Source organism: Mycobacterium sp. VKM Ac-1816D, assembly GCF_000416385.1.
GTDB lineage: Bacteria > Actinomycetota > Actinomycetes > Mycobacteriales > Mycobacteriaceae > Mycobacterium > Mycobacterium neoaurum_A.
Genome location: NZ_AOHQ01000137.1, coordinates 288,874 through 315,465 on the forward strand (window position 1 = coordinate 288,874; position 26,592 = coordinate 315,465).

General features: G+C 62.7%; 20 protein-coding genes and 2 pseudogenes. 13 read left to right on the forward strand and 9 right to left on the reverse strand.

Annotated elements, in window-relative coordinates; genetic code table 11:
• Positions 1 to 272 precede the first annotated feature (272 nt).
• Both G154_RS16540 and G154_RS16545 read left to right on the forward strand, forming a co-directional pair.
• A complete protein-coding gene (locus G154_RS16540) occupies positions 273 to 863 on the forward strand; it encodes a YceI family protein (RefSeq protein ID WP_023985905.1) in 591 nt (196 codons plus the stop codon).
• 1 nt (position 864) lies between these two features.
• Positions 865 to 1,554: a hypothetical protein gene (locus G154_RS16545; RefSeq protein WP_019509814.1), complete on the forward strand. Its 690-nt coding sequence runs from the start codon at positions 865 to 867 to the stop codon at positions 1,552 to 1,554.
• Between the two features lie 602 nt (positions 1,555 to 2,156).
• Here the strand turns inward: G154_RS16545 and G154_RS16550 are convergent.
• Positions 2,157 to 2,885: a GntR family transcriptional regulator gene (locus G154_RS16550; protein ID WP_234713065.1), complete on the reverse strand. Its 729-nt coding sequence runs from the start codon at positions 2,883 to 2,885 to the stop codon at positions 2,157 to 2,159.
• Between the two features lie 978 nt (positions 2,886 to 3,863).
• On the opposite strand from G154_RS16550, the gene G154_RS16555 reads away from it, so the two are divergent.
• The 7 genes and pseudogenes from G154_RS16555 to G154_RS27145 form a co-directional block, all read left to right on the forward strand.
• Positions 3,864 to 4,859, forward strand: a complete 996-nt coding sequence (locus G154_RS16555) for a PotD/PotF family extracellular solute-binding protein (protein ID WP_019509812.1) — start codon at positions 3,864 to 3,866, stop codon at positions 4,857 to 4,859.
• The gene (locus G154_RS16560; protein ID WP_019509811.1) at positions 4,856 to 5,731 is read left to right on the forward strand and encodes an ABC transporter permease; all 876 of its coding nucleotides are present in this window, start codon (positions 4,856 to 4,858) and stop codon (positions 5,729 to 5,731) included. The genes G154_RS16555 and G154_RS16560 overlap by 4 nt, the downstream gene beginning before the upstream one ends.
• Complete coding sequence (locus tag G154_RS16565; protein WP_019509810.1) at positions 5,728 to 6,555, forward strand: ABC transporter permease; 828 nt, start codon at positions 5,728 to 5,730, stop codon at positions 6,553 to 6,555. Before G154_RS16560 ends, G154_RS16565 begins: the two co-directional genes overlap by 4 nt.
• 26 nt (positions 6,556 to 6,581) lie before the next feature.
• A complete protein-coding gene (locus G154_RS16570; RefSeq protein WP_023985907.1) occupies positions 6,582 to 7,667 on the forward strand; it encodes an ATP-binding cassette domain-containing protein in 1,086 nt (361 codons plus the stop codon).
• A gap of 337 nt (positions 7,668 to 8,004) precedes the next feature.
• Positions 8,005 to 8,403, forward strand: a complete 399-nt coding sequence (locus G154_RS16575; protein WP_019509808.1) for a hypothetical protein — start codon at positions 8,005 to 8,007, stop codon at positions 8,401 to 8,403.
• Positions 8,400 to 10,703 (forward strand): N,N-dimethylformamidase beta subunit family domain-containing protein, encoded by a 2,304-nt coding sequence (locus G154_RS25605; RefSeq protein WP_019509807.1) that lies wholly within the window; start codon positions 8,400 to 8,402, stop codon positions 10,701 to 10,703. The genes G154_RS16575 and G154_RS25605 overlap by 4 nt, the downstream gene beginning before the upstream one ends.
• Before the next feature lie 34 nt (positions 10,704 to 10,737).
• A pseudogene (locus G154_RS27145) lies at positions 10,738 to 11,420 on the forward strand (hypothetical protein); the annotation flags it as partial.
• A 227-nt stretch (positions 11,421 to 11,647) separates the two neighbouring features.
• On the opposite strand, the gene G154_RS16595 reads toward G154_RS27145, so the two are convergent.
• Positions 11,648 to 13,216: an amino acid permease gene (locus G154_RS16595; RefSeq protein ID WP_019509803.1), complete on the reverse strand. Its 1,569-nt coding sequence runs from the start codon at positions 13,214 to 13,216 to the stop codon at positions 11,648 to 11,650.
• Between the two features lie 432 nt (positions 13,217 to 13,648).
• On the opposite strand from G154_RS16595, the gene G154_RS16600 reads away from it, so the two are divergent.
• Together G154_RS16600 and G154_RS16605 are read left to right on the forward strand one after the other, a co-directional pair.
• Entirely contained in the window at positions 13,649 to 14,866 is a 1,218-nt protein-coding gene (locus tag G154_RS16600) for an MFS transporter (RefSeq protein ID WP_045546478.1), read from the forward strand.
• A 199-nt stretch (positions 14,867 to 15,065) separates the two neighbouring features.
• Positions 15,066 to 16,144 (forward strand): annotated as a pseudogene (locus G154_RS16605) (tartrate dehydrogenase).
• A gap of 16 nt (positions 16,145 to 16,160) precedes the next feature.
• Here G154_RS16605 and G154_RS16610 read toward each other — a convergent pair.
• Positions 16,161 to 17,654, reverse strand: a complete 1,494-nt coding sequence (locus G154_RS16610) for an NAD-dependent succinate-semialdehyde dehydrogenase (RefSeq protein WP_019509800.1) — start codon at positions 17,652 to 17,654, stop codon at positions 16,161 to 16,163.
• Positions 17,651 to 18,859, reverse strand: coding sequence for an aspartate aminotransferase family protein (locus G154_RS16615; RefSeq protein WP_019509799.1), 1,209 nt, complete (start codon positions 18,857 to 18,859; stop codon positions 17,651 to 17,653). Before G154_RS16615 ends, G154_RS16610 begins: the two co-directional genes overlap by 4 nt.
• A 317-nt stretch (positions 18,860 to 19,176) precedes the next feature.
• Between G154_RS16615 and G154_RS16620 the strand changes: the two genes are divergently transcribed.
• Positions 19,177 to 20,061 carry a LysR family transcriptional regulator gene (locus G154_RS16620; RefSeq protein ID WP_162269044.1) on the forward strand — a complete coding sequence of 295 codons (885 nt, stop codon included), beginning with the start codon at positions 19,177 to 19,179 and terminating at the stop codon, positions 20,059 to 20,061.
• A 316-nt stretch (positions 20,062 to 20,377) separates the two neighbouring features.
• Here the strand turns inward: G154_RS16620 and G154_RS16625 are convergent, their stop codons facing one another.
• From G154_RS16625 to G154_RS27305, 3 genes are all read right to left on the reverse strand, one after another.
• Entirely contained in the window at positions 20,378 to 21,739 is a 1,362-nt protein-coding gene (locus G154_RS16625; RefSeq protein WP_234713066.1) for an aspartate aminotransferase family protein, read from the reverse strand.
• Positions 21,740 to 21,798: 59 nt separating this feature from the next.
• Positions 21,799 to 22,857 carry a phosphotransferase gene (locus tag G154_RS16630; RefSeq protein ID WP_019509795.1) on the reverse strand — a complete coding sequence of 353 codons (1,059 nt, stop codon included), beginning with the start codon at positions 22,855 to 22,857 and terminating at the stop codon, positions 21,799 to 21,801.
• Positions 22,858 to 23,166: 309 nt separating this feature from the next.
• A complete protein-coding gene (locus G154_RS27305; protein WP_019509794.1) occupies positions 23,167 to 23,295 on the reverse strand; it encodes a hypothetical protein in 129 nt (42 codons plus the stop codon).
• Between the two features lie 260 nt (positions 23,296 to 23,555).
• Between G154_RS27305 and G154_RS16635 the strand changes: the two genes are divergently transcribed.
• Positions 23,556 to 24,533 (forward strand): phosphotransferase, encoded by a 978-nt coding sequence (locus tag G154_RS16635; RefSeq protein ID WP_019509793.1) that lies wholly within the window; start codon positions 23,556 to 23,558, stop codon positions 24,531 to 24,533.
• Between the two features lie 63 nt (positions 24,534 to 24,596).
• On the opposite strand, the gene G154_RS16640 is transcribed toward G154_RS16635, so the two are convergent.
• Entirely contained in the window at positions 24,597 to 24,899 is a 303-nt protein-coding gene (locus tag G154_RS16640) for a hypothetical protein (protein WP_131701306.1), read from the reverse strand.
• Between the two features lie 27 nt (positions 24,900 to 24,926).
• Entirely contained in the window at positions 24,927 to 26,243 is a 1,317-nt protein-coding gene (locus tag G154_RS16645; protein WP_031601552.1) for an aspartate aminotransferase family protein, read from the reverse strand.
• Positions 26,244 to 26,592: the final 349 nt, after the last annotated feature.

A 26,592-nucleotide genomic window follows, 5' to 3' on the forward strand; every position in this document is an offset into this window, starting at 1 on the left:
TTCGGACGTAGCAGACCTCTGCGTCTGCAATGTTTGGTGTGCGAAGGGATTGAGCGAGCGGTGTCAACCAGGCGACCCTATATCGGGTCAGGACACCGAGAGTGGTCGCCAGCGGCCAAATCCCGGATCCATCGACATCGCCACGCGGAAGTGGGCGTCGAGGACGGGACCGCCCCACTTCGGTCGACTCATGAGCTCGAGTAATTCAGGCCGCGTATGCGGTCCGGTTGATGAAGACGGCAAATTTCCTAGAAACCTGGAGGGCGAGACCAATGGCACGAGTATCCGGCGACTACGTGACGGGAACGTGGGTAATAGATCCACAGCGAAGTGCGGTGAGGTTCTGGATACGCCACTTGATCGCCAAGAAGGTGCTGGGAGTGTTCACCGAGTTCGACGGCCAAATGGCGACTCGTCCCGACGTCACCAAGTCTTCCGTCCAAGCGAGCGTCCAGGTGCGCTCGATGGATACCTTCAACGCCGGACGTGATGAGGGAACGCTCGCCAAAGACCCGTTCGACGCGGAAAACCACCCAGCCATCACCTACACGTCGACTGCAATCACACCGGGCGACAGCGGGTTTCGAATTGACGGTTCTCTCACGATTCGCGGCGTTACCCGCCCGGTAGGGCTGGCGGTGACGCAGATTCGGTTCGAGCGCGACGCCGACGGACGCCACGACGTCCACCTCCGTGCGACGGGGCAGGTGAATCGTCAGGACTTCGGGGTCCGCTTCGCCGTTCCGCTGGATCGACAGGGGGTCTTGGCGGGCAACCGGGTCGACATCGAGCTCGACGTCACTGCTCGTCTTCTCGACGCGCATGACGATGATCTGCAGTCGGAGAGAGTTGGAGGTAAATGACATGGACGACGCAAACTTCGATGAGTTTTCTTTCGTCGTTGTGGTGAGTGCAGACGCCGACCCACGCGACGCAGGGCCCGGATGGACTGGCCTCGTGGCGTCCACCGAGGCGCTTGCGCGGCCGCGGGCAGGGTATGGCGGAGCGATGTGGCTGGCGCAGGGCCGGGTTCTCGGTCCGCCCCCCACACCCGACACCGAACTTCTCATGGGGCTGCTCTTCTGGCGCAGTAGCCGCGACGCGGAGGCGTTTGCCGCGGAACTAGTGCAGGCGCAACCCAATAGCAAGTCCATCGATGGCCTCGTCATCGACGAAGGGATCTACCGGTTCAGCGCCACGGTGACTCCGAACCCAGATGACGTGACCCACGTCGACCCCTCGCGCACTGAGCCCGAGGTGGCGACCGAGATCATCAGGATGACACCCGTCAGCGGCAAACAAGGGTGGGTCGGCGAGTACAACGAGAGCGAAACGCGTGACCACATCAAGCATCTCGACGGTTTCGTTTCGGCGAGCTTCTTTCGCGACCTTCGAAGTGACCGAATCGTCGAGTGTGTGCAGTGGCGCTCGCCCGCCGACTTGACGGCGGCGTTCGGCGACGCTCGCTTTGCCGAGCACCTGAGCGTGAACAGTCATTACTCGGAAGGGGAGGCTTTCCTCTTCGGTGAACGATTGGCCGGCGAAACCGTGTAGGCGTCATCGCTCGCGTGGCGCCGGAGCTTCAAAGGCGTTAATTTCCAAGTGATCTCGTAGTGATGTCGCCGTTGCAGTGGGGGCGGGAGCTGGATCCCACACAATTTTGCGAACTCTCGCAGAACTGGCGCTTCACGACAAAAGCCGTTACTTCGATCACGCTGACCGAATGCTGACGACTGACTTACGCAGCATCTGCGGTGTCGTACGCATCGGCAATCTCTGACCTCGGCCGCATCGCAGACGAAATCGCCGCTGGTGGGCATCCAACCGCCAACGCGCTGGCCGCAGCGCGCCTTCCGGGCGGCAGTCGATTCGTCACAGTGACGCTGCCAAGCAGCGAATGACGCTGCGCCCGTCGCGGTTTAGTTCGTTATCATAGAAAGTGTCAATATCCATGAGGACTTCTTGAGCCGAAATGACGTGGTCAATTGCCCGCCGCGTGACGCTCGGAGTGAGCGATCCGTTGCAGAGGGCGTCGGCCCGCAGTGGCTCGCCGAAGGACATTCACGCCCAAGACGTCCCGTCGGCAAGTCGTTAGCCCAACTCCTCGAACACCGGTACGAATTGATTTACCTTGCGAAACAGCACAACCCAAGGAGTTACGGTTCGCCTCGCTCACGCAGCCGCGTCAGCAGCTGCTCTCGGGATTGACAGATGTGCTCGTCGAGCCTGCTCACAGCAAGCTCAAGATCGCCCGCCTCGATGGCCTCGATGATTGGTCGGTGGGTGTCGGGTTCTGCAGAGGTATCCGACTCCAAGACTTTCGTGAGGATGATGGCACGGCGGGTTTCGGACTGAATGGATTTGAGATGGTCGAGAAGGAGCTCTTCGTTGCACGTGGATGAAATAACGAAGTGGAGCTGGATATCCGCTTCGACCACCTCAAACACATCGCCGTGCCGATGCGAGTCGACCAGATCATCGAATGCCGCCCGAATGCGCGTCAGCGCGGCACCGTCGACCAGGTCGCCCGAGAGCGCCTTCCGCAGGGCGTAGCACTCCAGTAACGCCCGGAGACTGAAGACCTCGCTGACTCGTTGTTGTCCGATGCTCTGCACGACGGCGCCCCGATGCGGGTGAATCTCGACTAAGCCACGGTCACGTAAGGCTCGAAGTGCTTCTCGGGCTGTACCTCGTGAGATGTCGAACTCGGCGGCGAGCGTCTGCTCGGGCAAGGGTGTCCCCGGCGGGTACTCGCCCCGTATCACTGCTTCCGAAATGTGTTCGACTACGGCACTGGTCAATGTTTGCGGTCTAGCTAGGCGCCGCCCGCGCGGCCGCTGACCTTCAACCGCAGCGGCGTTACGGCCAACGGATTCCGGGCTCACTCGACGCAACCTCCAGACTGGCATGAATCTCAGCGACCTTCGCTGGCACTCCATCGGTAGTGGTGAACGCCGGCGACGCTTGAAGTGAAACGTCTCCCAAAGCTACGCGTGATGACCCCGCGTTCCCGCGCCTCCCTATGATCCTGCCCAAAGCCCCTGGGTTTCCATGCGGACGCGCACATTTATCGTGACGGCGCCGAACCGAAGCGATGCGCCTTCGGTCGCATCGGGCCATGATGCGCCGGCCGTGTCAAACTGTCAATTGTCTTACAAATTTGGGCGTCGCCACTGGTACGTCGTTTCGACCTCCACCTACACCGGATCGCCTGGCGGAAGCGCGGCGACTCCAGTGTGCATTTTGTGCCCGTCGCAGACAATCGTTCGTCAACCGATTGTCCATCAATCTGTTGCGAGAACCATCCACTTCGGTTACTTTCGTTTTGTGAGTGTGGTCACCGACACAGAAGGGCCACTGTTCATCGAGCAAATGGCCGTACGTTCCCGAAACCACCCGGCCCTGGAACGCACGGTCGGATGCGGCAAGTGCCGAACCGGGTCTAGGAGTACTCCCCAGGCGAGAGGAAAGGGACGTTGAGGTCACCCAGGCAGAACTGGCACAGGGAGTTGCGCGCTCCTCGCCAACGCTGATCGCTCCCAACGCCGCGCGCACGACGATCAAAGCACTCGCTACAAGCGCAGTTCAGTCAGATGGCAGCCAGAGTTCTGCTGCCTGACTTCGGGATCCGCTTCGAAGCCGAAGCGGGACAGAGAATTTCGTACCCGCATACGCGGATGAGACCGCTACTCGATGTTCAACTATTTTCTGCACAGATTGGGGCTACGCACATGTCACGTCAACACGCCTTCAGCCGCAAGGACTTTCTCCGGGGGAGTGCACTAACAGCTGGATTGTTGGCCGTTGGGGGCCCAATCCTGGCTGCCTGTGGTTCGAGCACATCAGACTCCACGCCGTCTCCAATGGGTTCTGCGGCCGACGAGCCAGGTGACCTCGGCGTATACACCTATCGTGGCTTCGAGGCACCGGAGCTATGGGGTGAATATGCCGCGGCGTACCCGGGCAAGACGCCGACATTCCAGTTCCTCGACTCCGATGCTCAGGCATTCGCGAAGGTCCAGTCAGGCCTCAGGACCGATATCGTGCAGGCGTCGGTGGGTTATGCGCTGGATTACGTAAACGCAAAGTTGGTGCAGCCGTGGGACACTTCCGCGATCGCGAACTTCTCGCAACTCGATCCGGAGCTCCTGAAGTACGGCCAGATTGACGGCGCACAGGTCTGTATCCCTACCGACTTCGGCTTCAACGCACCGCTTTATCGCACCGACCGGGTCGAACCCACAGAGAATTCGTGGAGCCTGATCTTCGATGATCGTTACAAGGGCCAGATAACTTGGTACGACGGTCCCGTTGACATGTTGACGATTACCGGCATGTACCAGCGTGTGTCGGATCCGCTAAACATGAGCGCGGCCGAGGTCGATGAAGCAAAGAAATTCTTGATCGAAAAGAAGAAGCTTGTCCGCAACATCACCTCGTCGCCGACCGACGTTCAGACCGATCTACAGCAGGGCAACATCGCTATTGCTGCGGGGAATTCGTATGTGTACACCGCGCTCGCGGCCGCTGGCGCCGACGTCACATACATGCAGCCCAAGGAAGGCCGGCTCGCGTGGAGCGACGGATTCATGCTGACCTCGGGCTCGAGCAATCCGCGCCACGCTCACGACTTTGCAAGCGCTTGGCTTAGCGCCCCTTCCGGCCAGTACGAGCTTGATGTTCTCGGAATGGTCTCCCCAAATCGCAAGGTGAACTACGGCACGATGAGGCCTGACGTGCGGTCGCAGCTCGGCTTGGACAAGCCGGGTCCCTTCAGCCCGCCGGCGGCCTTCTTCATGGGGCACTGCCCCAAGCGCACGGAATACGGCCGGGCCTGGGATGAAGTGAAGGCGTCGTGATCAACCAGCGGAAAGACGCCGCGGTCCGCGCAGGTCTCCTAATTACCCCCGCGAGTTGGCTAATCCTGCTGTTTGTCACTCCAATCATCCTTCTGGCCCTCTATAGCGTCGGTCTGATCCGCGTTTTCCCGGACGACCCCACCTTCAACGTCGAAGGATGGAGCGCCTTCTTCTCCAGCTCCATCTACTTCCCGTTGCTGTGGAAGTCGATACGCACGGCTTTGATCGTCGGGGTAGTTGCCGTTCTGCTTGCCTACCCAGTCGCGTATGTGCTGGCGATGCTGGCGGGGCGGCGGCGCTTCACGCTACTGCTGGTGGTGATGGTGCCCTTTTGGACCAGCTTCCTCCTTCGAGTGCTGGCGTGGAAGGTCGTCCTGAGTGAAAACGGAGTCTTCAACTCATTTCTGGCCTATACCGGGATAAACGCGGACGGTCAGCCCATCCAGTTCATTTACAGTACGACGGCGGTCACAGTCGTATTGATCTATGTCTGGCTGCCATTCGTGGTCCTACCGATCTTCGTTTCGCTGACCTCGCTCGACCAACGCCTATTCGAGGCTGCAGCCGATCTGGGGGCGCGGCGACTGGTCACGTTTTGGACGATCACGCTGCCGCTGACGCTCCCCGGCGTAGTGGCAGGATTCGCCTTCGCCTTCATCCCCGTCATCGGCGAGTACGTCACCCCCACGCTGGTGGGCGGGACGGGCGGATTCCTGTACGGCAACTCGGTTGCCGATGCGTTCGGCGCCGGGTTCGACTGGCAGACAGGGTCTGTTCTAGCAATAGCCCTCTTTGTCGCGGTCGCCTTGACGACCATGTTGTTCGTCCGTTCGCTCCGCTCTGGCGGCGCTTCGGTTGGGATGGTGCGATGAGTGACGTCACCTGCAGCCGCGGCGGCCGCAGAACCTTGTGGTCCTGGTTCTGGGTAGTGGTGTTCCTTTTGTACGCCCCGATCGGGGTTTTGGTGGTGTTCAGCTTCAATGACAATGCTGTGCCCGCCCTTCCGCTGACAGACGCCACGACGCGGTGGTACGTGGACGCGTTTTCCAATGGGCCGCTTCTGGACTCAATCTGGGCCAGCGTTATCACCGCCATGTGGACCGCAGTAATCAGCGTCGCCATCGGGCTTAGCGCGGTGCTCGGTCTCCAACGTTGGGGCGGAAGTCGCGGAAAGGGCGCTTTGGCAACGCTATTCATGAGTCCTCTGGTCATGCCGTATGTGGTGCTGGGCGTCTCGCTGCTGATGCTGCTACGACTTCTCGGAGTGGAACGCTCACTGGCCACGGTGATCCTCGGGCACGTTGTCCTGACGTTGCCATTTGTCGTGCTCATCCTGCAGCCGCGTTTGGCGCAGATCCCGGCGGCACTGCACGAGGCCTCGCGCGATTTGGGGGCCAGCGAGTTCATCACCTTCTGGAAAGTTACTGCGCCTCTCATGGCGCCCGCGACATTCTCCGCGCTGCTGGTTGCCTTCACTGTTTCGTTCGACGAATACGCCGTAGCGTCCTTCGTCGTTGGGGAACGGCCAACCTTTCCCGTCTACCTTTTCAGTCAGCTCAGGTTTCCTCAGCAGTTGCCGGAAGTGATGGCTGTCGCGGTGGCAGCCCTGGTCGCATCACTAGTAATCCTCGTCGTGGCCGAAACCGGCCGACGAATCGCCGAAAACCGAATTAGCCCGGAGTTATCAGAGAAATGATCGAGTCACAACCACACGCTAGCCAGGTGCAGCTTCGCGGCGTTCAGATGCGCTACGGGGATGACGTCGTTGTGCACAATCTCAACCTCACCATCGACGGCGGCGAGTTTTTCACCTTGCTCGGCCCCTCGGGATGTGGCAAAACCACGACACTGCGGATGGTGGCCGGCTTCGAATCCCCTTCTGCAGGAGAGATCCTCATCGGCGGGAACAACGTCGTTGGTGTGCCTCCCGAGCGTCGTCCCACAAACACGGTGTTTCAGCACTACGCGTTGTTCCCCCACCTCAGTGTGCTCGACAACGTTGCCTATGGTCTCCGTCGGAAAGGTATGAAGCCTCGCGAAGCTCGCAAGCAGGCGGGTACGGAGCTCGAGCGGGTGGGCTTGACACCACACATGTCGCGCAAACCTGGCCAACTGTCCGGCGGCCAGCAGCAGCGCGTGGCACTGGCGCGAGCGCTGGTCAATTTGCCCAAGGTGTTGTTGCTCGACGAACCGCTCGGCGCACTCGATCTAAAGATGCGAAAGACCCTGCAATGGGAGCTGCGGAGCATTCAGCGCGACGTGGGGATCACGTTCATCTACGTGACGCATGACCAAGAAGAGGCATTGACAATGTCTGACCGAATCGCAGTTATGCGCGACGGGCACTTCGAGCAGATCGGGACACCACAGGATGTGTACGCGCGGCCTGAATCGTCCTTCGTCGCAAGTTTCGTCGGGGTCGCGAACCAACTGGACGCCGCCGTTGTGAAGCAGACCGGCAGCATCACCACGGTGCGCCTCGATATCGGAGCCGAGTTCGAGGTCGACACCAGGTTGCCGGTCCCCAGTAGCCGCTGCCGGGCTGTGCTCCGGCCAGAGGCCCTACACGTGCGGCCAGTCGGCACGCCAGTACCGAATGGATGGCTCGCGGTCGACGGAATCGCCGGGCAGGCTGCATATTTGGGGACCGGTTCGAGCTTGACGTTTGACGTGAACAACGGGCGCACCCAAATGACCGCACTGGTGGCCGGCGACACGGCACTAGTTCCCGCACCTGGCGATGCGCTCCAAGTTCAGTGGTGCGCCAAGGACGTCCACTTGGTTCCTAGCGTGGAGCCCACGCAGTGAGGGATGGGATCACCTTCATCTCTAGGGCAATCGCCGTGAGTGCAACCGGTGCCATCGGCGACCAGATGCGAGTGGTCTCCCGCGGTGGCGTTATCCCGCCGACATATTTCCAAACGGCTGTATATCGATAGACGCTTCATTGCCATTGGTTGCCTGAATAGTGCGTAATCACGCCCTGCCTTCGATTTTCGGTCGCACAGGCAACCGAAAGGGCTTGTATGACAAGACGGTTCGTCCATGGCGCATCCTCTGCCAGTAGACCACCGAAAGTCTGGCCGCCAACCACATGTGCAAGTAAATCGGTCTAAACCGCCCACGACAAGACAGGAAGGCTCACATGAGTCGAACATCGACGGACAGACTCGCTGAAATTCGGCGGGTCTTCGAACGGCGCTACGAACAGCGTATTTTCGCCGAGCTCACTGACCAGGTCGTGCAGCATCACGACGAGAGACCCTTCGACATCGTCGATGATGTCGCCAACCGAGTGCTGCGCTTCTTGCGCAATGATGCGGTCGTCGGCAAGCACCTGATCTTCTCGTACGGTCCCGATGGCCCCTGGGCTATCGGCCGAGTAACGCTCGGCGCCCCCGGGAACTTTGCAATCGAGGACGCCAGATACGACTCCGTGGACGACGCGGCGAGAGCAGTGTTCCATGCACGCCGTCGGGACTTCCTGGAACGTGTCCACGCGGGCAAGACCTCTTCATCCAAGACCGAAAATGAGGGACAATGAACGGCAAGAGCAGCCTTCAGCAGAAAATCTACGGCTACACAGATCGCTTCTCGGCACGCGTGGGAGAGTCCCTGTCCCTGCACGTCAGCTGCCGTGACAGCGATGTCTACGACCTCGCCGTGGTTCGCCTGCACCACGGGTGGGAAGGCTCGAAGGGCCCAGGCTTTATCGAGACGGTGGTGCCGAGCGACATCGACGGGCAGTACCCCGGCACCCATTACCGATGCGTTCCGGGCTCCTTCGTCGAAATCCCTGAACGTAATGAACTTCTGGCCAATCCACTGGGCCTGGAGATCTCTGTTGCCGTCTACCCCACGTTGCGAGGCGGCGACCAAGAGAGCTCGGTGGGTGCCTACAACATCAGCAATGCTTCGAATACGCTGACGGAAGCTTCGCAGGCGATCATGGGCAACCTAGATACCGAAAATCTGCGTGGATGGGCACTTAGCCTGGACGATGGTCGGCCAACCTTTACCTACGCCGCGGGCGGGGCTCTTCAGACCGTCGCGATGAATCGACAGCTCCAGAATCACCACTGGTATCAGCTGGTCTTGAAAGTGCCCACGCAGGCCGGGGAGATTTCCTTCGAGTGCACTCCCCTCAAAAGCCCTACAGATCTGCACGTCGCTGCAGCCTCCGGCGCCGAACCGGAGTCCGTACGCAAACGTACGGATGCAAGCTTCTCACCAAGCAGCTCGGCGTTCCGGATCGGCGCTCTGGCGGCACTTGCCGAAGGTCGATGGGTCGCGACGGCGTGTTTCAACGGCAAGATCGGAGCGCTTTCGGTAGATCGCGCTACCTCCGAAGGCCACGAGCAGGTTGCGCGTTGGCACTTTGGCCGCAGTAACAGGCCCGATGGTCTATTGCTGACCCACGTTGTTGACGAGTCCGTCAACGAACTTCACGGCACATGTGTGAATAGCCCCGTGCGTGCTGTCACCGGTCCTGGGCACAACGGCATCGTTCGCGATTTCAGGCAGTCGCCGGACGAGTACGACGCCATCATGTTTCATGACGACGACATCACCGACGCCGACTGGCCAGCTGCGCTGATTTTCAGTGTGCCCGAGACGATGGACAGTGGCGTCTACGCATTCCGGCTCACTGTCGATGGCGTGGATCACCACGTCCCCTTCTTCGTAGGCCCGAACCCGTCTCGTCGGCGCGACGTAGCGGTACTGTTCCCGACGGGAACCTACCTCGCCTACGCGAACGACAGTGTCTCCTTCCAAGCGGACGCGATGGAGAACCTGCTCGGCCATACCCCGGTTGTGCACATAGAAGACCTTTCGCTGCAAGAAACCCCGGAGTTTGGCCGCTCCTGCTACGAGGCCCACAACGACGGATACGGCGTTGTGCTGTCCGGCAGTCGCCGGCCGATCGTCACAATGCAGCCGCGCTACTGCTACCCGTTTTCCATCGACGCACCGTGGACGCTCGCGTCAGACCTCTTCCTCGTCCACTGGTTGGAAACGATCGGTTGCGAGTTCGACGCGATTACTGACGAAGTCCTCGATCGCGAGGGCTCCGAGTTGCTCGACCAGTACAGCGTGGTAATCACCGGCAGCCATCCCGAATACGTCAGTCGCAAGGAGCTGGACGCGCTCGAGGCCTTCACGGCCGGCGGCGGTCGTCTGATGTACCTGGGAGGCAACGGATTCTTCGCCACCGCATCCTTCGACCCCGAGAGCTCGCACGTGGTCGAGGTGCGTCGTGCGTCCGGCGGCACCCGACCGCACCAGACACCCTTCGCTGAACAACATCACGCGAATTCCGGAGAAGCAGCGGGGCTATGGCGGGATAAGGGCAAGGCTCCCGACCGCTTGGTAGGCGTAGGCATGTCTTCGCAAGGTTTCGATCATTCGACCTACTACGAGCGGTTGGAGGACAGCTTCGATCCGCGCGCTGAGTTCATCTTCGAGGGCATCGGCGAATCTGAGCGGATCGGCGATTTCGGCATTGCCGGCGGCGGCGCCGCCGGATGCGAAGTCGACTTCTACAACCCGGCTTTGGGATCTCCCCCTGACACGCTCCTGCTGGCTACCTCGGGAGGATTCACCGATGCCTACCAATTGGTCGTCGAGGAGATATTCGAGATGGTTGCGGGGATCGGCGGCAGCGAGCATCCGTCCGTGCGGTCAGACATCGTCTACGGCGCTCTTCGAGGGGGTGGTGGCTTCTTCGCTGTTGGGTCGATTGCTTGGTCTGCGGCCCTGTCGCACAACAACTACGAAAACAATGTCGCCAGATTAACGGAGAACGTGCTGCGACGGTTCCGGGACTCCGAGCCACTGAAGTAGTCAAGGTTATCGATCAACACACCTAGCAAGTGGCGGGGAGGGCTATGACAATCGGTCGTAGCCCTCCCCCGCGTCGTCTAACGAGCCCCTGCAAGTGGAACCCACCACGACGGGCAAGATCGAACGCTGGCACAGGACCCTGCGCCGTGAACTGCTCGACGCCGCCCGCCCGCATCAGTCGCTGGCCATGGCCACCCCAGCAGTTCTGTTTCGGCACGCTCCCATCGAACCCATCGCCGCCGCCCCCGCGCCGGTGCACCACTGACTTCTCCGGTGGTCGACGACGTGGTCCCGCCCCAGCCGGCACCGGCGTTGGTCGGGCACTCAGAGAGCTTGACCGACAACGACATTCACGTCGTCGAATGGGAAACCGATCTCACCCCCCGCGCGCGGTTGCTGTTGCCCGGCAATCAACAGATGAAGTTCACCGCAGCCCTCGCGCGTCGCACCGTCACCATCTGGGCCAACGACCGTAGCTTCACCTACTGCTCGACGGGACAGTCATCCGGACCCGGCCCTCACGGCTGAGCGAACACGACTGACGCGAACTTCTGCGCCGCGGAGCACGTCTGGCCGGAGCCGAACCTGCCCGTAGCGTCGTCACCGTAGGAATGCTCACCCGAAGTGCACCGCACCGTGGACCGTGACGGCTACATCGGCCTGGGCGGCCCCAAGGTGCTGCTGGACCCACCCCTGCAGGGTCGACGCGTCAGCCTGCTGCACCCCCTGCACCGCCGCAACGCGCAATGCGTCGGGAAGGTCACCGTCTTCGCCCGCACCGCCACAGCGAGTTTCGCGCGGAGGACATCGCAAGACCTTGCGGCCCTCACCGACGCCGACGTCCGAAAACTGTTCGGCTAGTTCGCCATCCGCTCACAGCCCCGGGCCCCTCGGCGGTGAAGCACCAGGGGCCCGGGTGTCTGTCGCCGAAGCGGGTGAGCTGTCTAGATGAGGTCGAGTTCCTCGGCGACTGTCGTCACCTGCTTGATCGGTCCGGTGAACCACTTCTTCACCGACACGTGCCAGTAGACGAACAGCAGGATCAGCACACCGCCGACGAGCAGCGGGGTGTAGTTGACGAACTTCCACTCGAAGCTCGGGTCCCACGGCACGCCGCCCAACGAGGTTGGGAACATGGCGATTATCGAGGTCACGATGATCTCGACGAGCGCGACCGGCGCCATCCACTTGTGATGACCGCGCAGATTCCACTTGCCGACCGGGAACGAATCGCCGGCCTTCCAGCGGTAGTAGATCGGCACCGCGAAGCACAGGTACAGGCCGACGACGCCGATGGAGGCCACGGCGAAGAAGGCCACCGGGACCGGTGCGCCGTTGATGTCGACCTGGACCAGCGCCGGCAGCGTGATGATCGCCGCGATGACGGCGGTGACGATCACGCCGTTGGCCGGGATCTTGTTCTTGCTGACCTTGGACCACAGCTGATGCCCGGGCACGGCGCGGTCGCGGCTGAACGCGAAGAGCATGCGGGAGCAACTGGTCTGGATGGCAGTGAGGCAGAACAGCTGACCGGCCGTCGAGATCAGCAGCACGACGCCCACCCACGGCGAGTCCATCGCCTGGCTGAAGATGACCGCGACCGCGCCGCCGCCCGCCGACACCGCGTCGGAGTCGTTCACGGCGAACAAGAAGGTCAGCAGCAGGATCCAGCCACCGATGGCCGAGTAGAAGATGGCCCGCCAAATGCCCTTGGCCGCACCGTCGGCCGCGCTCTTGGTCTCCTCGGACAGGTGCGCGGACGCGTCGTAGCCGGTGACCGTGTACTGGGTGAGGATCGCCGAGATCGGCAGCACGAAGAGCAGCCACCCGACACCGGAGGTGGCGCCGCCGAACATGCCGGTGTTGTTGATGGTCTTGGCGAACACGTCGGACAGGCTGGCGTGCTGCTTGGGCACCACGATCAGGATCGCGATGACGATGGCTGCGCCCGCCACGTGCCACCAGACCGAGATGTTGTTGATCACGGCCAGCAGGTGCGAGGAGAAGATGTTGATGGTTGCGGAGAATGCCAAGATCACTAGGAACATGACGAAGACCCTTGTCAGGCTATAGCCAGCCAGCCACGTCTCGCTGAACGTGCCGAGGGTGAGGTCGAGGAACGTCGCCGCGCCGTAGGCCGTCGATGCCAGGATGGCGATCAGGCCGATGACATTCAGCCAGCCCGTGTAGAAACCGGCCTTGGCACCGCCGAGTTTTGCTGCCCACCAATAGATTCCGCCTGAAGTCGGGAACGCCGAGACCAGCTCGGACATGCAGAGTCCGATGATCAGGATGAACACCGACACGATCGGCCAGCCCCAGGCAATCGCCGCGGGCCCGCCGTTGTTCCAGCCGAGGCCGAACGAGGTGAAGCAGCCCGCCAGGATCGAGATGATCGAGAACGAGATGGCGAAGTTGCTGAAGCTCGACCAGGAACGGTTGAGCTCCTGGGTGTAGCCGAGTGATGCGAGGTGCTTTTCGTCGTCAGACAGCTGTTCGTGACCCTCTGGCACGGTATTTCTCCTTCTCGGGGAGCGCCCAAGAAGGGGCTCACTGGTAGGGAGAATAAGCTATTGGCGGACGTTTGATTGTCTGACAATCAACATTCGCGTAGTGTCCTTCGCGTGGACGGCGTGATCGGCAACCAACTGACGGGCCCGTTGCGGGAGGCTGAACCCTCTACGCGGACGAATCCAATGGCTGCAGAGCACCTCCTCACCAGCGTCGACGGGTGCCGCTCGGTGACGTCGGTGCGGTCCCCATCCTCCACGAGCGGTAGTCACCGCAGCTCACCGCCGCGATGTCTCCAGGGGAATTTGGAGCCCTAGGCGCGCACCGGACGAACCACGTCGATGGCTCATGGGTGGCGATGAGCGGCCTGTGAAGTGTTCACGTCCGGCACCACGCCACGCCGTCCGTCCCGCGCCAGCCAGGAAGACTTCAGTATGAAAATCGTTCGGGCCGCTCCGCACAACGATCCGGCACGCCAACGAGTAGCCACTGCTGGTGTCTTCGTCTCCTTCGGCATCGTTCTCGGCACGTGGGCGGCCTACATCCCAGTGGTCAAGAACGTCATCGGCGCGACGTCGTCGACCATGGGCATGATCCTGCTCGTCGTCGGCGTCGGAGCACTCATCGGAATGCAATTCAGCGGTCGCGCAGTCGACAGGTACGGAAGTGGATGCGTCGCAGCGGTCGGTGGCGCCGCCATGGCGCTCGCACTCGTACCGCCACTCGTCCTCTCAACACCACAGACCGTCGCCGCAGCTGCGCTGTTCTTGGGTATCGCAGTCGGCATCAGCGAAGTCGGCATGAACGCATCAGCAGTTGCCGTCGAGCGCGACTATGGACGTCCGATCATGGCGTCCTTCCACGGAATGTTCTCGATCGGCACTGTCGTTGGCGCCCTATCCGGTGGAGTAGCCATCGCCTCAGGGATGAACATGCACGTCACGGCCGTGGCCATCGCGGTCCTGACGCTGCTCTTAAGCAGTGCTGCCGCGCCGACGTTGCTTCGATCAACCCCCCGCGGCGGGGTGATTGCCGAGTCGACCCCCGACAGCACCAACGGTCCGAAGCGCTACCGACGATGGCAACTCGCCGCACTTAGCACGCTGTCCTTCCTGCTCCTCTTGGTAGAAGGGTCGATGACCGACTGGAGTAGCTTGCACACCCAACAACATCTCGGCGCCTCGCCGGGCTATGGGGCCCTGACACTTGCCTGCTTCGTAACGGCCATGACCATAGGACGGTTCAGCACTGACCGCGTGGCGTCGCGCATCGGGCCAGTATCGGTGTTGCGTTGGGGCTGTCTGTCGTCCGTGGCAGGCCTGTTGATCGTCACCCAGGCAAGCTCCTTGCCGATCACCTTCATGGGTTGGATCCTGGTGGGGATCGGCCTATCCGGCGGCTTCCCACAGGTGTTGACGGCCGCAGGCAACGTCCCCGGCACATCTGCCAGGGCGCTGTCGCACGTCGTAGGCATCGGCTACCTGGCCATCGTTGCAGGCCCCGCAACCATGGGCTGGTTGGCTGACCTATGCAGCCTCAACGGTGCCTTCGCGTTACCGATCGCGGCGATGACGATCTGCGCACTTGCGGCAAAGGCGGTGACAGGAAGCGAAAGCAGCCCACGATTGCCCGCTCCAGCCGTGAAGGCGTAGACCACCCGGCACCCGCCGAAACCGACCAATTCGATCCTGACTCGTGGCGCTGCCAAAGGCCTCCGACGGCCCGAGCCAGGGTACCGATGCTCTTGGGCGCGGCTCCGTCGGAGACGACGTTCACGAAGTCCGCCGCGTCTCGAACCGTTTGCAGCTTAGGGCCGCCAACCCGCCCATCCCGTCTGAAGGATTACTCAGTATGTCCAACACCCACCGCATCGCCGTCATCCCCGGCGACGGCATCGGCACCGAAGTCGTGCCCGAAGGTTTGCGCGTCCTCGACGCGGCAGCAGCGGCATTCGACTTCACGGTCGACTTCGAGCACTTCGACCACTCCAGCGCCGACTACTACCTCAAGCACGGAAAGATGCTTCCCGACAACTGGTTCGACGAACTCAAGGGCTTCGACGCCATCTACTTCGGCGCCGTCGGGTGGCCCGAGGTGGTGCCCGACCACGTCTCCCTGTGGGGCAGCCTGCTGCAGTTCCGGCGAGCGTTCGACCAGTACGTGAACCTACGGCCGGTCCGGTTGATGCCAGGAGTGCGGAGCCCGCTGGCGGGCCGCGAACCTGGAGACGTCGACTTCTACGTCGTGCGGGAGAACACCGAAGGCGAGTACTCCAGCGTCGGTGGGAAGATGTTCGAGGGCACCGACCGCGAGATCGTCATGCAGGAGACGGTCATGACGCGCGTCGGCGTCGACCGAATCCTCAAGTATGCCTTCGACCTTGCGCAGAGCCGACCCAAGCGGCACCTCACCTCGGCCACGAAGAGCAACGGCATCTCGATCTCCATGCCGTACTGGGACGAACGCGTACAGGAGATGGCCGCCCACTGCCCGGACGTCGACGTCGACAAGTATCACATCGACATCCTCACGGCGAACTTCGTCATGCATCCCGACTGGTTCGACGTCGTCGTCGCGTCGAATCTGTTCGGCGACATCCTGTCTGATCTCGGACCGGCGTGCACCGGGACGATCGGCATCGCACCAAGTGCCAACATCAACCCAGAACGCTTGTTTCCCAGCCTGTTCGAACCCGTGCACGGTTCCGCCCCCGACATCGCCGGTAAGGGGTGGCCAATCCCATCGGCCAAATCTGGTGCGCCTCCATGATGTTGGAGCACCTCGGCGAGCCCGACGCGGCCGCCGCGGTGCTCGCGGCGATCGAGACGGTCCTGGCCAAGGGCGGGGATACCCTCACCCCGGACATGGGTGGATCGGCTGGAACCGACACCCTTGGCAAGGCCGTCGCCGACGCCGTGGCGGCCTCGTGAGTGGCCGCAGCATGTTTCACTCAGTCGCGCGACGGGCGACGTTGTAGAAGCGAGTCTCCTGGTATTCCTCGAGCCCCTCGGCGCTCCCCTCCCGGCCCATACCGCTGTGTTTCATCCCGCCGAACGGTGCGGCCGCGCTGGAGGGCACACCTTGGTTGATCCCCACCAGTCCGGTGTGCAGCGCGTCGGCGACATTGAGCGCGCGATCCAGGTTCTCCGTGAAGACGTAGCCGGCGAGGCCATAGACAGTGTCGTTGGCCCGGGCGATGGCTTCGGCTTGAGTCGTGAAGCGCTGGACTGCCGCGATGGGACCGAAGATCTCGGTGTTGGCGATCTCAGCGGTGACCGGCACGTGATCGAGAAGGGTCGCTTCGAAGAAGTGACCTCTGCCTTCAATAGCCTTACCGCCGGCGCGCACGGTCGCGCCGTTGCCGACAGCGTCGTCGACGAGCTTCTGCATGTTCGCCACCGCACGGTCGTCGATCAGCGGGCCAAGGTCGACGTCGTTGGCGAGGCCATCGCCGACGCGTGCGGCCGCCAGTTTCTCGGCCAGACCCTCGACGAATGCCTCCGCGATACCTTCCTGGACGAAGATGCGGTTCGCGGCGATGCATGACTGACCCCCATTGCGCATCTTCGCCGCGAAAGCTCCATTGACGGCGCGTTCGAGATCTGCGTCGTCGAAGACGATCAGCGGTGCGTCGCCGCCGAGTTCCATGGAGGAACGCAAGACGTTGTCCGCGGCGAGCCGTAGCAGGACCTTGCCGACACCGGTGGAGCCGGTGAAGGACACCTTCCGCACCCGGGCGTCGGTGAGGACCGCTTCGCTGAATGCGGACGCATCAGTAGTTGTGACGACTTGGACGAGTTCGTCGGGAACCCCGGCTCGTCGCGCAAGGTCGACAGCGAAGAATGTGGCCAGCGGCGTCAGCGTCGCGGGTTTGATGACCGCGGGGCATCCAGCCGCCAAAGCCGGTGCAATCTTACGTGTCGCCATGGCGAGCGGAAAGTTCCACGGCGTGATCAGAACTGAGAGCCCGACAGGAGCGCGGCGGGTCAGCAACGTGCCACCGCCCGTTGGTAGGTCCCGGACATTTCCGCCCGGGCGCACGGCCTCCTCGGCGTACCAACGGACGAAGTCGCTGCCGTAGGTCACTTCTGCGCGGGATTCAGCCAGCGGCTTGCCCATTTCCCGGGTGATGAGCAAGGCAAGCTGGTCGGCGTGCTCGACCAGCAGGTCATACCAGCGGCGCAGGACATCGGCACGCTCCCGCGGAGTCCGTGCGGCCCACTCGCGGCCAGCCGCGTCCGCTTCCGCCACCGCGCGAAGCGCGCCGTCGACATCGATATCGGGTACGGCTGCCACGAAATCGCCTGTAGCAGGGTTGAAGACGTCGGCATTGCGCGCGCTTTTGGGCAAGGTCAAGGCAGCTACCACAGCATCGGCCGCGGCAGCCCGCTGTGGGTCGGCGATTGGCACGCTGCTCTCTGCCGTCAGTTCCGGGCTCATTTGGACTCCTCCTCAATCAGAACGTGGGAGATGGCGCCGACGTACTGAGTGAGTTCCTCGTCGGTCGTGATGAAGGGAGGGCTCAGTTGCAGCGTGTTGCCGCGCAGGGGGCGTGAGATGAACCCGATGTCGATTAGCTTGTCCGCGACGACTTCCGCGGACAGGTCCCCCCGCAAGGTGACACCCCCGAGGAACCCGGCCACACGAACATCAGCCACGCTGGGGCGGTCGGCGTTCAGCTGGTTGAGCTGTACGCGCAACAGCTCTTCGAGCTCGCCGGCCCGCTCGACCAGGCCATCGCGCTCCAGCACGTCGAGATTGGCCATGGCCACTGCGCAGGCGGTGGCGTGACCGGCGTAGGTGGCTCCGTGCCGGAAGATCGGCGTAGCGGTGTCATCGACATAGAACGGCTCCCAGACACTTGGGGCCACCAGCACGCCGCCGAGTGGCGCGTAACCCGAGGTGACCCCCTTGGCGAAGGTGATGAGGTCGGGGCTCAATCCGAACCTATCCGCGGCGAACATCGAGCCGGTCCTACCGAACCCGGTGATGACCTCGTCCAGGACGAACAGGATGTCGTTTTCTCGACACAGCTGTTGGAGCGTTTCCAGATAGCCCGCTTGAGGGGGGTTGACGCCGCCAGTGCCCTGAATGGGCTCGGTCACGATGGCCGCGATGTTCTCAGCGCCTACGTCCGCGATCACGCCCTTGAGGGCATCGACGTCGTGTACGGGCACCCGACGTGTCTCCGGCACGAGTGAGTCGGTGCCATAACCGTCGCGGTTGAACTCCAAGCCGGCGATGCTGGTTCCGTACGCATGCAGGCCGTGGTAGGCGAACTCACGGCTGATGATCGTGGTCTTGCTGGTGCGCCCCTCGCGCTGCCAGTGTCGGCGCGCGAGCTTGCAGGCGACATCGATCGCGTCCGAGCCACCTGAATTCAGGATCACCTTCGGGTTGTCGATCGGCGACATGGTGGCGAGTCGGTTCGCAAGCGCCACGGCTTGGTCATTCACGAAGCGGCCGAAGATGTGGTACGTCTCAAGCTTCAACATCTGAGTGTGCGCGGCGGCAGCAAGGTCTGGGTGACTGTGACCGACATTCGCGTGCCACAAGCCGGCCGTACCGTCGAACAACCGTCGCCCATCCGCGGTGTAGACGTAGGACCCCTCACCGCGTTCGATCACCAGTTGTCGGCCGAGCACAGACGGAAGATGCGCTTGGGCGGACCACAATGCTGGTCCATCGAGAATGTCTGAATTTACCGACATGGCAGTACCTTTCGAAATCGAAAATCGCTGAAGTCAGGCCGCCGGCGGAGCCGTTCTGCAACTGCAGCCCGTCCTTGACGCTGATCACCGCGCTCACCTCGTCGTGCGCGATTGACTAGCACCCAACCTTCAGTGGTAGGCACAACGTACTGCGGAGAACCATTCATGAAAAGCGACGCTTTTGAACAAGTACATGTCAGAATTACTTACATGTTTCATGGTCCTGGCATGGGCGTCCGCTGATGTTGGATGTGCGCAAGCTGGTCTTACTTCGCGAGGTGCAGTTGCGAGGGAGTATCACGGCGGCAGCGCAGGCGCTGTCGTATTCGCACTCTGCGGTATCTCAGCAGCTGAGCGCCTTGGAGGCTCAGGCCGGCGTACCACTCTTGGAGAAGGTCGGCCGGGGTGTCCGCCTCACCAATGCCGGCGAGGAACTGGCTCGCCATGCCGAGGATATCGTGGCCATACTCGAACGCGCGGAAAGCGACCTGGCGTCCAGTGACACCAACGTTCGCGGTGTGCTCAGACTCGCCGCATTCACTACTGTCAGCCGCCTGCTGGTTCCCGGATTGATTTCCCGCTTGCATGAACTCCACCCGCAGCTCAATGTTCGGTACCGGCAGGTCGAACCTGAAACCGGTCTGCGGCTGTTGTCGTCACGCCGGATCGACGTCCTGATGGTCGATACTTACCCCGGCACTTCGCATTCGACACCTCCGGACCTGCACGCCGAACTCCTGCTGGAGGATCCCATTCGGGTGTACCCGCCTGCCAACTCGAACGCTGTACGTCTCGAACATTTGAAGCGTACGCGTTGGGTGCTGGAGCCAAGCGGTACGGAGGCGAACGCGTGGACTCGAAATCTCTGTCGCCAGAATGGCTTTGAGCCGGATGTGGCGTTCGAGTCGCCGGATCTCTTGTTCCACCTCCGGATGGTTCAGGCAGGTGTGGCAGCGGCCTTCCTGCCCGACCTACTCGTGCGCGGCGCTGGTGTGGACGTGGCTTCGGCTGCTCTGGCAGACCTTCACCACCTGCGCGGCATCTCCTTTGTCTGCCGCTCCGGCGCCGAGCGACGTCCCTCCGTGACCGCGTGCCGAGCAGCGTTCGGCCAGTTGCTCGCTGATGGACAAGGGTGAGCAGCAGCGACTCTCCGTCGCTGCCGACGCCGCTGTCTGATCAGATGTCGTCCAGAGGACCGTCCTGGGCGAATCGCTTGATGACGTTCACGGTCATCGCAGCGACATTGTTGGAGTAGGCGTTCCGCTGCAGGCTCGACACCCATGACATCGACGACAAACTGAATCCGTGCACCACCGTCTTTGGTGCTGAAATACACAATGTCGCCGCGCACCAGGAGGTGCTCGGGACCGTGCATACCGTAGCGTTAGCACCGCGAGCGCCGCCCAGGCCCGCCGCGAGTACGGACCGACGCCGTCATGGCGCCGACTCGAACTAGCCCGGATCGAGTTCGCTCCTCACCACCGACTCGAGCTCGGTGAGCAGCCGGTCGGCATCCGCGGCGCGGAACGCCATCGGCGGACGGATCTTGAGAACGTTTCCGTGATAGCCGGAAGCGGAGATGAGCACGCGACGGTCGCGCAGACGGTTGACGATCGATGCCGCCGCCCGCGGATCCGGACGGACGGGGTGCTCGGTCGAGCCGACCTCCACGCCGATGAAGAGGCCAGCGCCTCGCACGTCGGTGAAACGCGGGTCGTTGCCCGTGATCTGGGCGATGCCGTCGCGCAGCACCGCACCCACTGCCCCGGCGTTGGCGATCAGCTTCTCGTCGCGTATCACTCGTAGCACCTCGTGCGCTGCGGCGATTGACACCGAGTTGCCACCAAATGTGTTGAAGTATCGAATATCTCGGCCGAACTCGGTGAGCAGGTGCGGGCGGAACACGCCGGCCGCGATCGGCAGCCCGTTACCCATCGGCTTTCCAATGGTCACGATGTCTGGTGTGATTCCGTGTCGCTGGAATCCCCACCACGTGGTGCCGGTACGTCCGAATCCTGGTTGTACCTCGTCGGCGATCCACAGCCCGCCAGCAGTGTGCACCTCCTCCATGGCAGCGGCCAGGAAGCCCGGGGGGTCCGCGAACACGCCGTCGGAAGAGAAGATGCTGTCTGCCATCAGCGCGCTGAGGCCGAATCCGTGCCGCCGCAGATCCGCGACCGCACGTCGCACCTCGGTCGCCAGATGAGCCGAAAGGTCACCAGCCGCCAACCGCGGGTCGGGGGCCGAGATCGTCCGCACGTGAGGGCCGAGCGGAGAATTCTCACCCAGTGAGGGCGAGCATGCGGCGACCGCGGCCGTCAGACCGTGGTAGGCGTTGGCCGTGACGATGACCCCCTCACTGCCGGTCACCCGTCGCGCCACCCGTAGCGCGAGGTCGTTGGCCTCCGAGCCGGTACTGGTGAAGGTGACGTTGCCGAGTTCGTCGGGAAAGGTACCGAGGAGGTCCTCGGCGTAGTCCACGACCATGTCCTGGACGTAGCGGGTGTTGGTGTTCACCAACTGCATCTGCCGGTGAACGGCGTCGACCACTCGCGGATGGGAGTGCCCGACGCACGGCACGTTGTTGTACGCGTCTAGGAACTCGTTGCCGGCTGAGTCATACAGGTAGGTCCCCTGCCCCCGGACGACTTCGACTGGTACGTCGTAGAAGAGCCGATATCCGGGTCCTAGCACCCGCTCGCGGCGCTGCACCTTCTGGCGCAGTGCCGAGGGAAGCTCGTCGAGCCGCTCACGATCGAATCCGTTGGCCATGGTCACCGGTCCCGCATCCGATCCGACTAAGCCTCGGGTCATCACATCTCCTACCTACTTAGTGGACATCGTCCTTGGGGCGGCCGCATCAGGCCAGTCGGTCATCCTGGTGATTGGTCGAGCTGAGGCGCCCCCCGATGGCTTTGCAGCGTGTCCAGGACATCCCGGGGGTGGAGCGCGACCAGCTGCGCCAGAGTTGCCCAGGTGTACTGGGATCGCTTCCACCCGTAGCCGCCTTGGAGGGCTGCATTCCTCGACGCCCACGTCACTCCGTTGAGCGCGAGGCGGAGCGCAGCCATCGGGTAGAGCACCGACACTTCGAGTTCGGTCAGTTCGACCACCTCGCCGAATCCGTTGACCACGGTTGCGAGCGCCGCCACTGGATCTGGCTTCCTGAGCATGGCGTAGGCCCCGGCGATTGCGACCTCGCTGACCCTGGCCGTCAACAGTGCGTCGGTGAAGTCGATGACTCCGGTGAGCAGTTGGACACCCGACGCATCGACCTCGGCAAGGACGTTGTGGTCGTTCAGATCCTGGTGGATGACCGAGCGTGGCAGGTCCGCGATTCGTGGTGCGACGATGTCGTCGAACCACTGCAACACGGTTTCGACGCTACGGCGACCCTCGTCGTCCGCGACTGCGTCGAAATGCGTTGCAATGGCCCTAGGCGCAGCCAGGAGGTCCCATTCGTGGGTAGTTCTGATCTCCGGTCCGGGGGTCATCCCCTCCAAGGCGACGACCATGTGCCCCGCAGCTCGACCCCATGCCGCGAGGAGATCCGCTGTATGACTGGGTATCTCGCCCACGATTCGTCCGGGAAGCCAGGAATAGCAGGACACCAACCACGGATCGGCGCCCAACGACAGGGTGGCGGTATCGGACCCAGATGGATCTCGCATCACGCTGGGCGTGGGCAGATCCGAAGACGGTCCGCATCGGTCGAGCAAGTCGTGCTGCCAACGCACCTGTGCGCGTTCCACGTCGTCGTCGGGAACCGTCTTGGCGATGAAACGCCGGCCATCGTCGGCGTACAGATGAAAGGTGCGGTTGAACTCGCCACCAAGCTGGGTGACCCGCTCGATCCCACACCCCAGCAATTCGGCCGCCGCGGCGGCAACGGCGACGTTCGAATCGACCTGGTCGATAGACGCTTTGGACATGTAACCCCAGTTCGGTGGCGTCGTGTCGAATCGACTTCACGGGCATTGCAGAGCTTCACCGCGGTGCTGCTCCTTGTCTACCGTATCGGGCGCCTACAGTATTGGTCAATTGGTCACCAATAGCGTACCGTCGGGATCGCTTCACCTCTTCTGGCAGCGGACCTCGGGATCTTCCTCGTGGAGTCGACAAGAGAAAGCGACTCGCGGCATGTGCCCCACCGATGTGTGTCTCAGCGCGACGCCACCGCGGACGGCGCGCGAACCGCACTGGCTGGCCGCAGGTCGAGTGCTATGACGTCTAGCTCCGACTCACTGCGAGAGATCGTTCTGGTCAGTGCGCCCGACACGACCGGTGACGATCTTTCGGAACACACCGAGCGCGACGCCCTTGCCACCGAGTACGGGCTCGCTGGCGGGTTGACCCGCCGAGGTCGGCATGGTGGGAATCGACGAATTTCTCGAGTGCAGGCACATGGCCATACCCAGCCGCCGCGGTGCGTGAGTCCTACACTACGCGTTCGCTTCCGGGGCGCTCCGACTTAAGCGGGTTGCCTACGCGGAGCGACCGGCCACTGCGCAGAAGCCAGCGCCTACCCATCGGGTATCGCGGTTACGGACGGCCGAGTGAAGCAGAAACCGGCGACGCCACGGGCCGTGCTGTAAATCATCGACGATACAACGAACGCTAGATTGGACCAATGACCTCGTTCACGGAACCGTTCGAGCGGCTGGACGCAGAGCAGATACGGCCACTGCTCAACGCGGTATACGGGATCGAAATCGTCGGCACTCCAATACGATTGCCAACGGAACGCGACGACACGTACCGCGTGGCTACGCGCACTGGCGACGGCTACGTGGTCAAGGTAGCCCATCCCGGCGACCATCCGCGCATCGTCGACTTACAGGTCGCGGCCATGATTCACGTCGGTCGTCGGGATCCCCGGCTGCCACTGGAGCGGATCCTGTGCGCCGTCGACGGGCAACGACAACCCAGCGTCGAAATGCGCGACGGCCGCCGCAGGATCATGCGGGTGACGACCTTCCTCCCCGGTCGAACCTTGAGGTCCGTTGAGCCATCGCCTGGACAGCTTCGCCAATGTGGCCAGGTACTGGCGCGAATGGCGAACGCCCTCAACGACTTCGACCATGAGGCAGCAGACCGCCATTTGATGTTCGATCTACAGAACTTCGGCGAACTCGCCGCCATGCGCCGGCTTTCCGACACCCCGGCCGTGCGTTGGGTCTTCGACTGGTTCGAATCCGTCTTCCAGTCCGCGGCAGCCGAGCTCCCCAAACAGGTGGTGCACGGTGACTTCAGTCTCGACAACATCCTCGTCGACCCCGTCGCGGACACCTTCGTCCAGGGGGTATTGGACTGGGGCGATGTGATGCGTTCCTGGCGCGCCGCCGATTTGGCGAGCGGGCTGGCGTCCCAGGTGGCCGCGAACGGCGATGCGTGGGAGCGCCCCCGGCACATGATCGACGGATACCGCGAGGAGTGCGAGATGACCGACGCCGAGTCCGGATTGATTCGCGGTCTGGTGTCCATGCGGATCACTCAGCGGCTCCTGATGGCCCTCCATCTCAGCGCAGCGATGCCGGACAATGCCGAATATCTGTCGCGCAACGTCGAATGGAGTGCCGCGCAGTTATCGAACCTCGTCGACGCCTAAAGCATGATTGGTCGATCAGCCGAGATGCCTGACAGTCGCACGGCTGGCTCAAGCGCACCGGGGTCATTCCTCGGTGCGCTCTAGCAGGTGGGCAGACCGTGCGGCGTTCTGGATCCGTGCGCAGTTGTCGAGGTGCGCGTCGATCTCGCCGTAGAGCGCGAGGAGATCCTTGCCGCGGCAGGCTCGGATCAGAACCTCGCGCTCATGGGCCAATTGACCCGCTTGGGGTAGTCGGAATCGAGTGCGGCGACCGCCATCCCACAGTTCCTTGACCACGACGCCCCAGATTGAAGTTGTCGACCGCCATGCCTTGCTGAACCAGCTGCCGAAGAGCTTCACGCACTGGCCCTCGGCTGACGGTCCCATCCCTCTTGAGGCCCGGCGCGACGTAGGTCAGGACGTCGCTTCGGCGAGTACCGCGTCCAGCTCCTGCAAAAAATGCTGCGCGTTCTGCGGCGAGAAGACCAATGGCGGCCGAATCTTCAGCACGTTCTCGAAGGGTCCGGTATTGCTCACCAGGATGCGCCGCTCACGCAAGCCGTTCACCACGAACGCGGCCAACTGCGGCGCCGGGTCACCCGTCTCGGGGTCGACCAAGTCCACCGCCACGAACAGTCCGGCTCCGCGCGCGGTCGTCGCGCATGCGTGCCGCCGCGTCAGCTCGGTGAGGCCGTCGAGCATCCGCCGTCCCACTGCGCGAACGTTCCCGAGGATGTCGTCGTTCTCGAAGACGTCCAGCATGGCGTTGGCGGCACTGATGCACACCGAATTGCCCGCGGATGTGTTGAAGTAACGGATGTCACGGCCAAATCGGGCGGCATGCTCACTCTGCGTCGCCACGGCGGCAAGGGGCAGTCCGTTGGCCATCGGCTTGCCCATGGTGACGAGATCGGGAGTGATGCCGTGACGCTGGTAGCCCCACATCGCTTCGCCGGTGCGACCGAAGCCCGCCTGCACCTCGTCCGCGATGAAGAATCCGCCAGCTGCGTGAACCACGTCGACGACCGGGCCTAGGAATCCGGCTGGACCGGTGATCAGCCCATCGCTTGAGAACACGGTGTCGACGAGCATGGCCGCAAGCCGCATTCCATGCCGCTCGAGGTGGGCGATGGCCTCCGCCACACGCGAGGCCATCTTGGCGCCGACAGTTTCGGCGTCCTCGTCGGTGGCGTAGTCCGGCGCGTCGATGGTCAAAGTCTTCGCCCCGAGGGGAACGTTTGGGCCCAGCGTCGGTGATATTTCGGCAATGGACGCCGTAAGCCCGTGATAGGCATTGGACGTCACGATGACGGCGTCGCCGCCCGTCTCATACCGTGCCATCCGGATGGCGAGATCGTTGGCCTCGCTGCCCGAACACGTGTAGAGCACCTGGTCGATGGCCGGGTGGTGAGTCGCCAAGAGCCGCTCGCTGTAATCGACCAGCGTGGGCGTGAGATACCGCGTGTTGCTGTTGAGGATTCCCGCCTGTCGCGAAATGGCCTCCACCACATGGGGATTACAATGTCCGACGGCGGGAACGTTGTTGTAGGCGTCGAGGTACTCGTTGCCCTCTGTGTCAAACAGATGGACGCCTTCTGCGCGGACCACGTCGACCGGGGTGCTATAAAACAGGCGGTTGCTCGGGGCGATGACATTCTGTCGACGCTCCACCAGCGAACGCAGCGCAGGCTTCAGGCTCGCGGCGCTGGCCGGATCGAATGCGTTCGGCATCGCCGCCGGGACGCCGGTGTCGGTCTTGTTCCCGGTCGTGGTCATGTGACATTCCTTCGGTGATCCCGGCCTGGTTCGCCGAGCTGGTGTCGAGACGTGATTGGCTCATGTCGGCCGCCGCCCCGATGGGGCGACGTGCACAATCGCGTTCGCCGGCGACGGCGTCCGTCGTCCGCGGGCAGGACCGACCGGTCCGCACCGTGGTGGCAATGCGACCAACGACGGCTCCTTACAGACTCATCGGCCGTTACCACCACGACGCCCACTCTAATGTGTAGATTGTTCTACAATCAACTGGTGACGACGGACGTGAGGCCTCCTTCGAGGAGGTCGACGGAGGTGTCCACTG

Coding starts and splice junctions, on each gene's coding strand:
- G154_RS16600 (WP_045546478.1), top strand. CDS start 13,649: ATGAAAATCGTTCGGGCCGCTCCGCACAACGATCCGGCACGCCAACGA.
- G154_RS16610 (WP_019509800.1), bottom strand. CDS start 17,654: ATGAGCCCGGAACTGACGGCAGAGAGCAGCGTGCCAATCGCCGACCCA.
- G154_RS27305 (WP_019509794.1), bottom strand. CDS start 23,295: ATGCCGACCTCGGCGGGTCAACCCGCCAGCGAGCCCGTACTCGGTGGC.
- G154_RS16565 (WP_019509810.1), top strand. CDS start 5,728: ATGAGTGACGTCACCTGCAGCCGCGGCGGCCGCAGAACCTTGTGGTCC.
- G154_RS16625 (WP_234713066.1), bottom strand. CDS start 21,739: ATGACCCGAGGCTTAGTCGGATCGGATGCGGGACCGGTGACCATGGCC.
- G154_RS16540 (WP_023985905.1), top strand. CDS start 273: ATGGCACGAGTATCCGGCGACTACGTGACGGGAACGTGGGTAATAGAT.
- G154_RS16640 (WP_131701306.1), bottom strand. CDS start 24,899: ATGGGACCGTCAGCCGAGGGCCAGTGCGTGAAGCTCTTCGGCAGCTGG.
- G154_RS25605 (WP_019509807.1), top strand. CDS start 8,400: ATGAACGGCAAGAGCAGCCTTCAGCAGAAAATCTACGGCTACACAGAT.
- G154_RS16555 (WP_019509812.1), top strand. CDS start 3,864: ATGGGTTCTGCGGCCGACGAGCCAGGTGACCTCGGCGTATACACCTAT.
- G154_RS16575 (WP_019509808.1), top strand. CDS start 8,005: ATGAGTCGAACATCGACGGACAGACTCGCTGAAATTCGGCGGGTCTTC.
- G154_RS16645 (WP_031601552.1), bottom strand. CDS start 26,243: ATGCCGAACGCATTCGATCCGGCCAGCGCCGCGAGCCTGAAGCCTGCG.
- G154_RS16545 (WP_019509814.1), top strand. CDS start 865: ATGGACGACGCAAACTTCGATGAGTTTTCTTTCGTCGTTGTGGTGAGT.
- G154_RS16630 (WP_019509795.1), bottom strand. CDS start 22,857: ATGTCCAAAGCGTCTATCGACCAGGTCGATTCGAACGTCGCCGTTGCC.
- G154_RS16635 (WP_019509793.1), top strand. CDS start 23,556: ATGACCTCGTTCACGGAACCGTTCGAGCGGCTGGACGCAGAGCAGATA.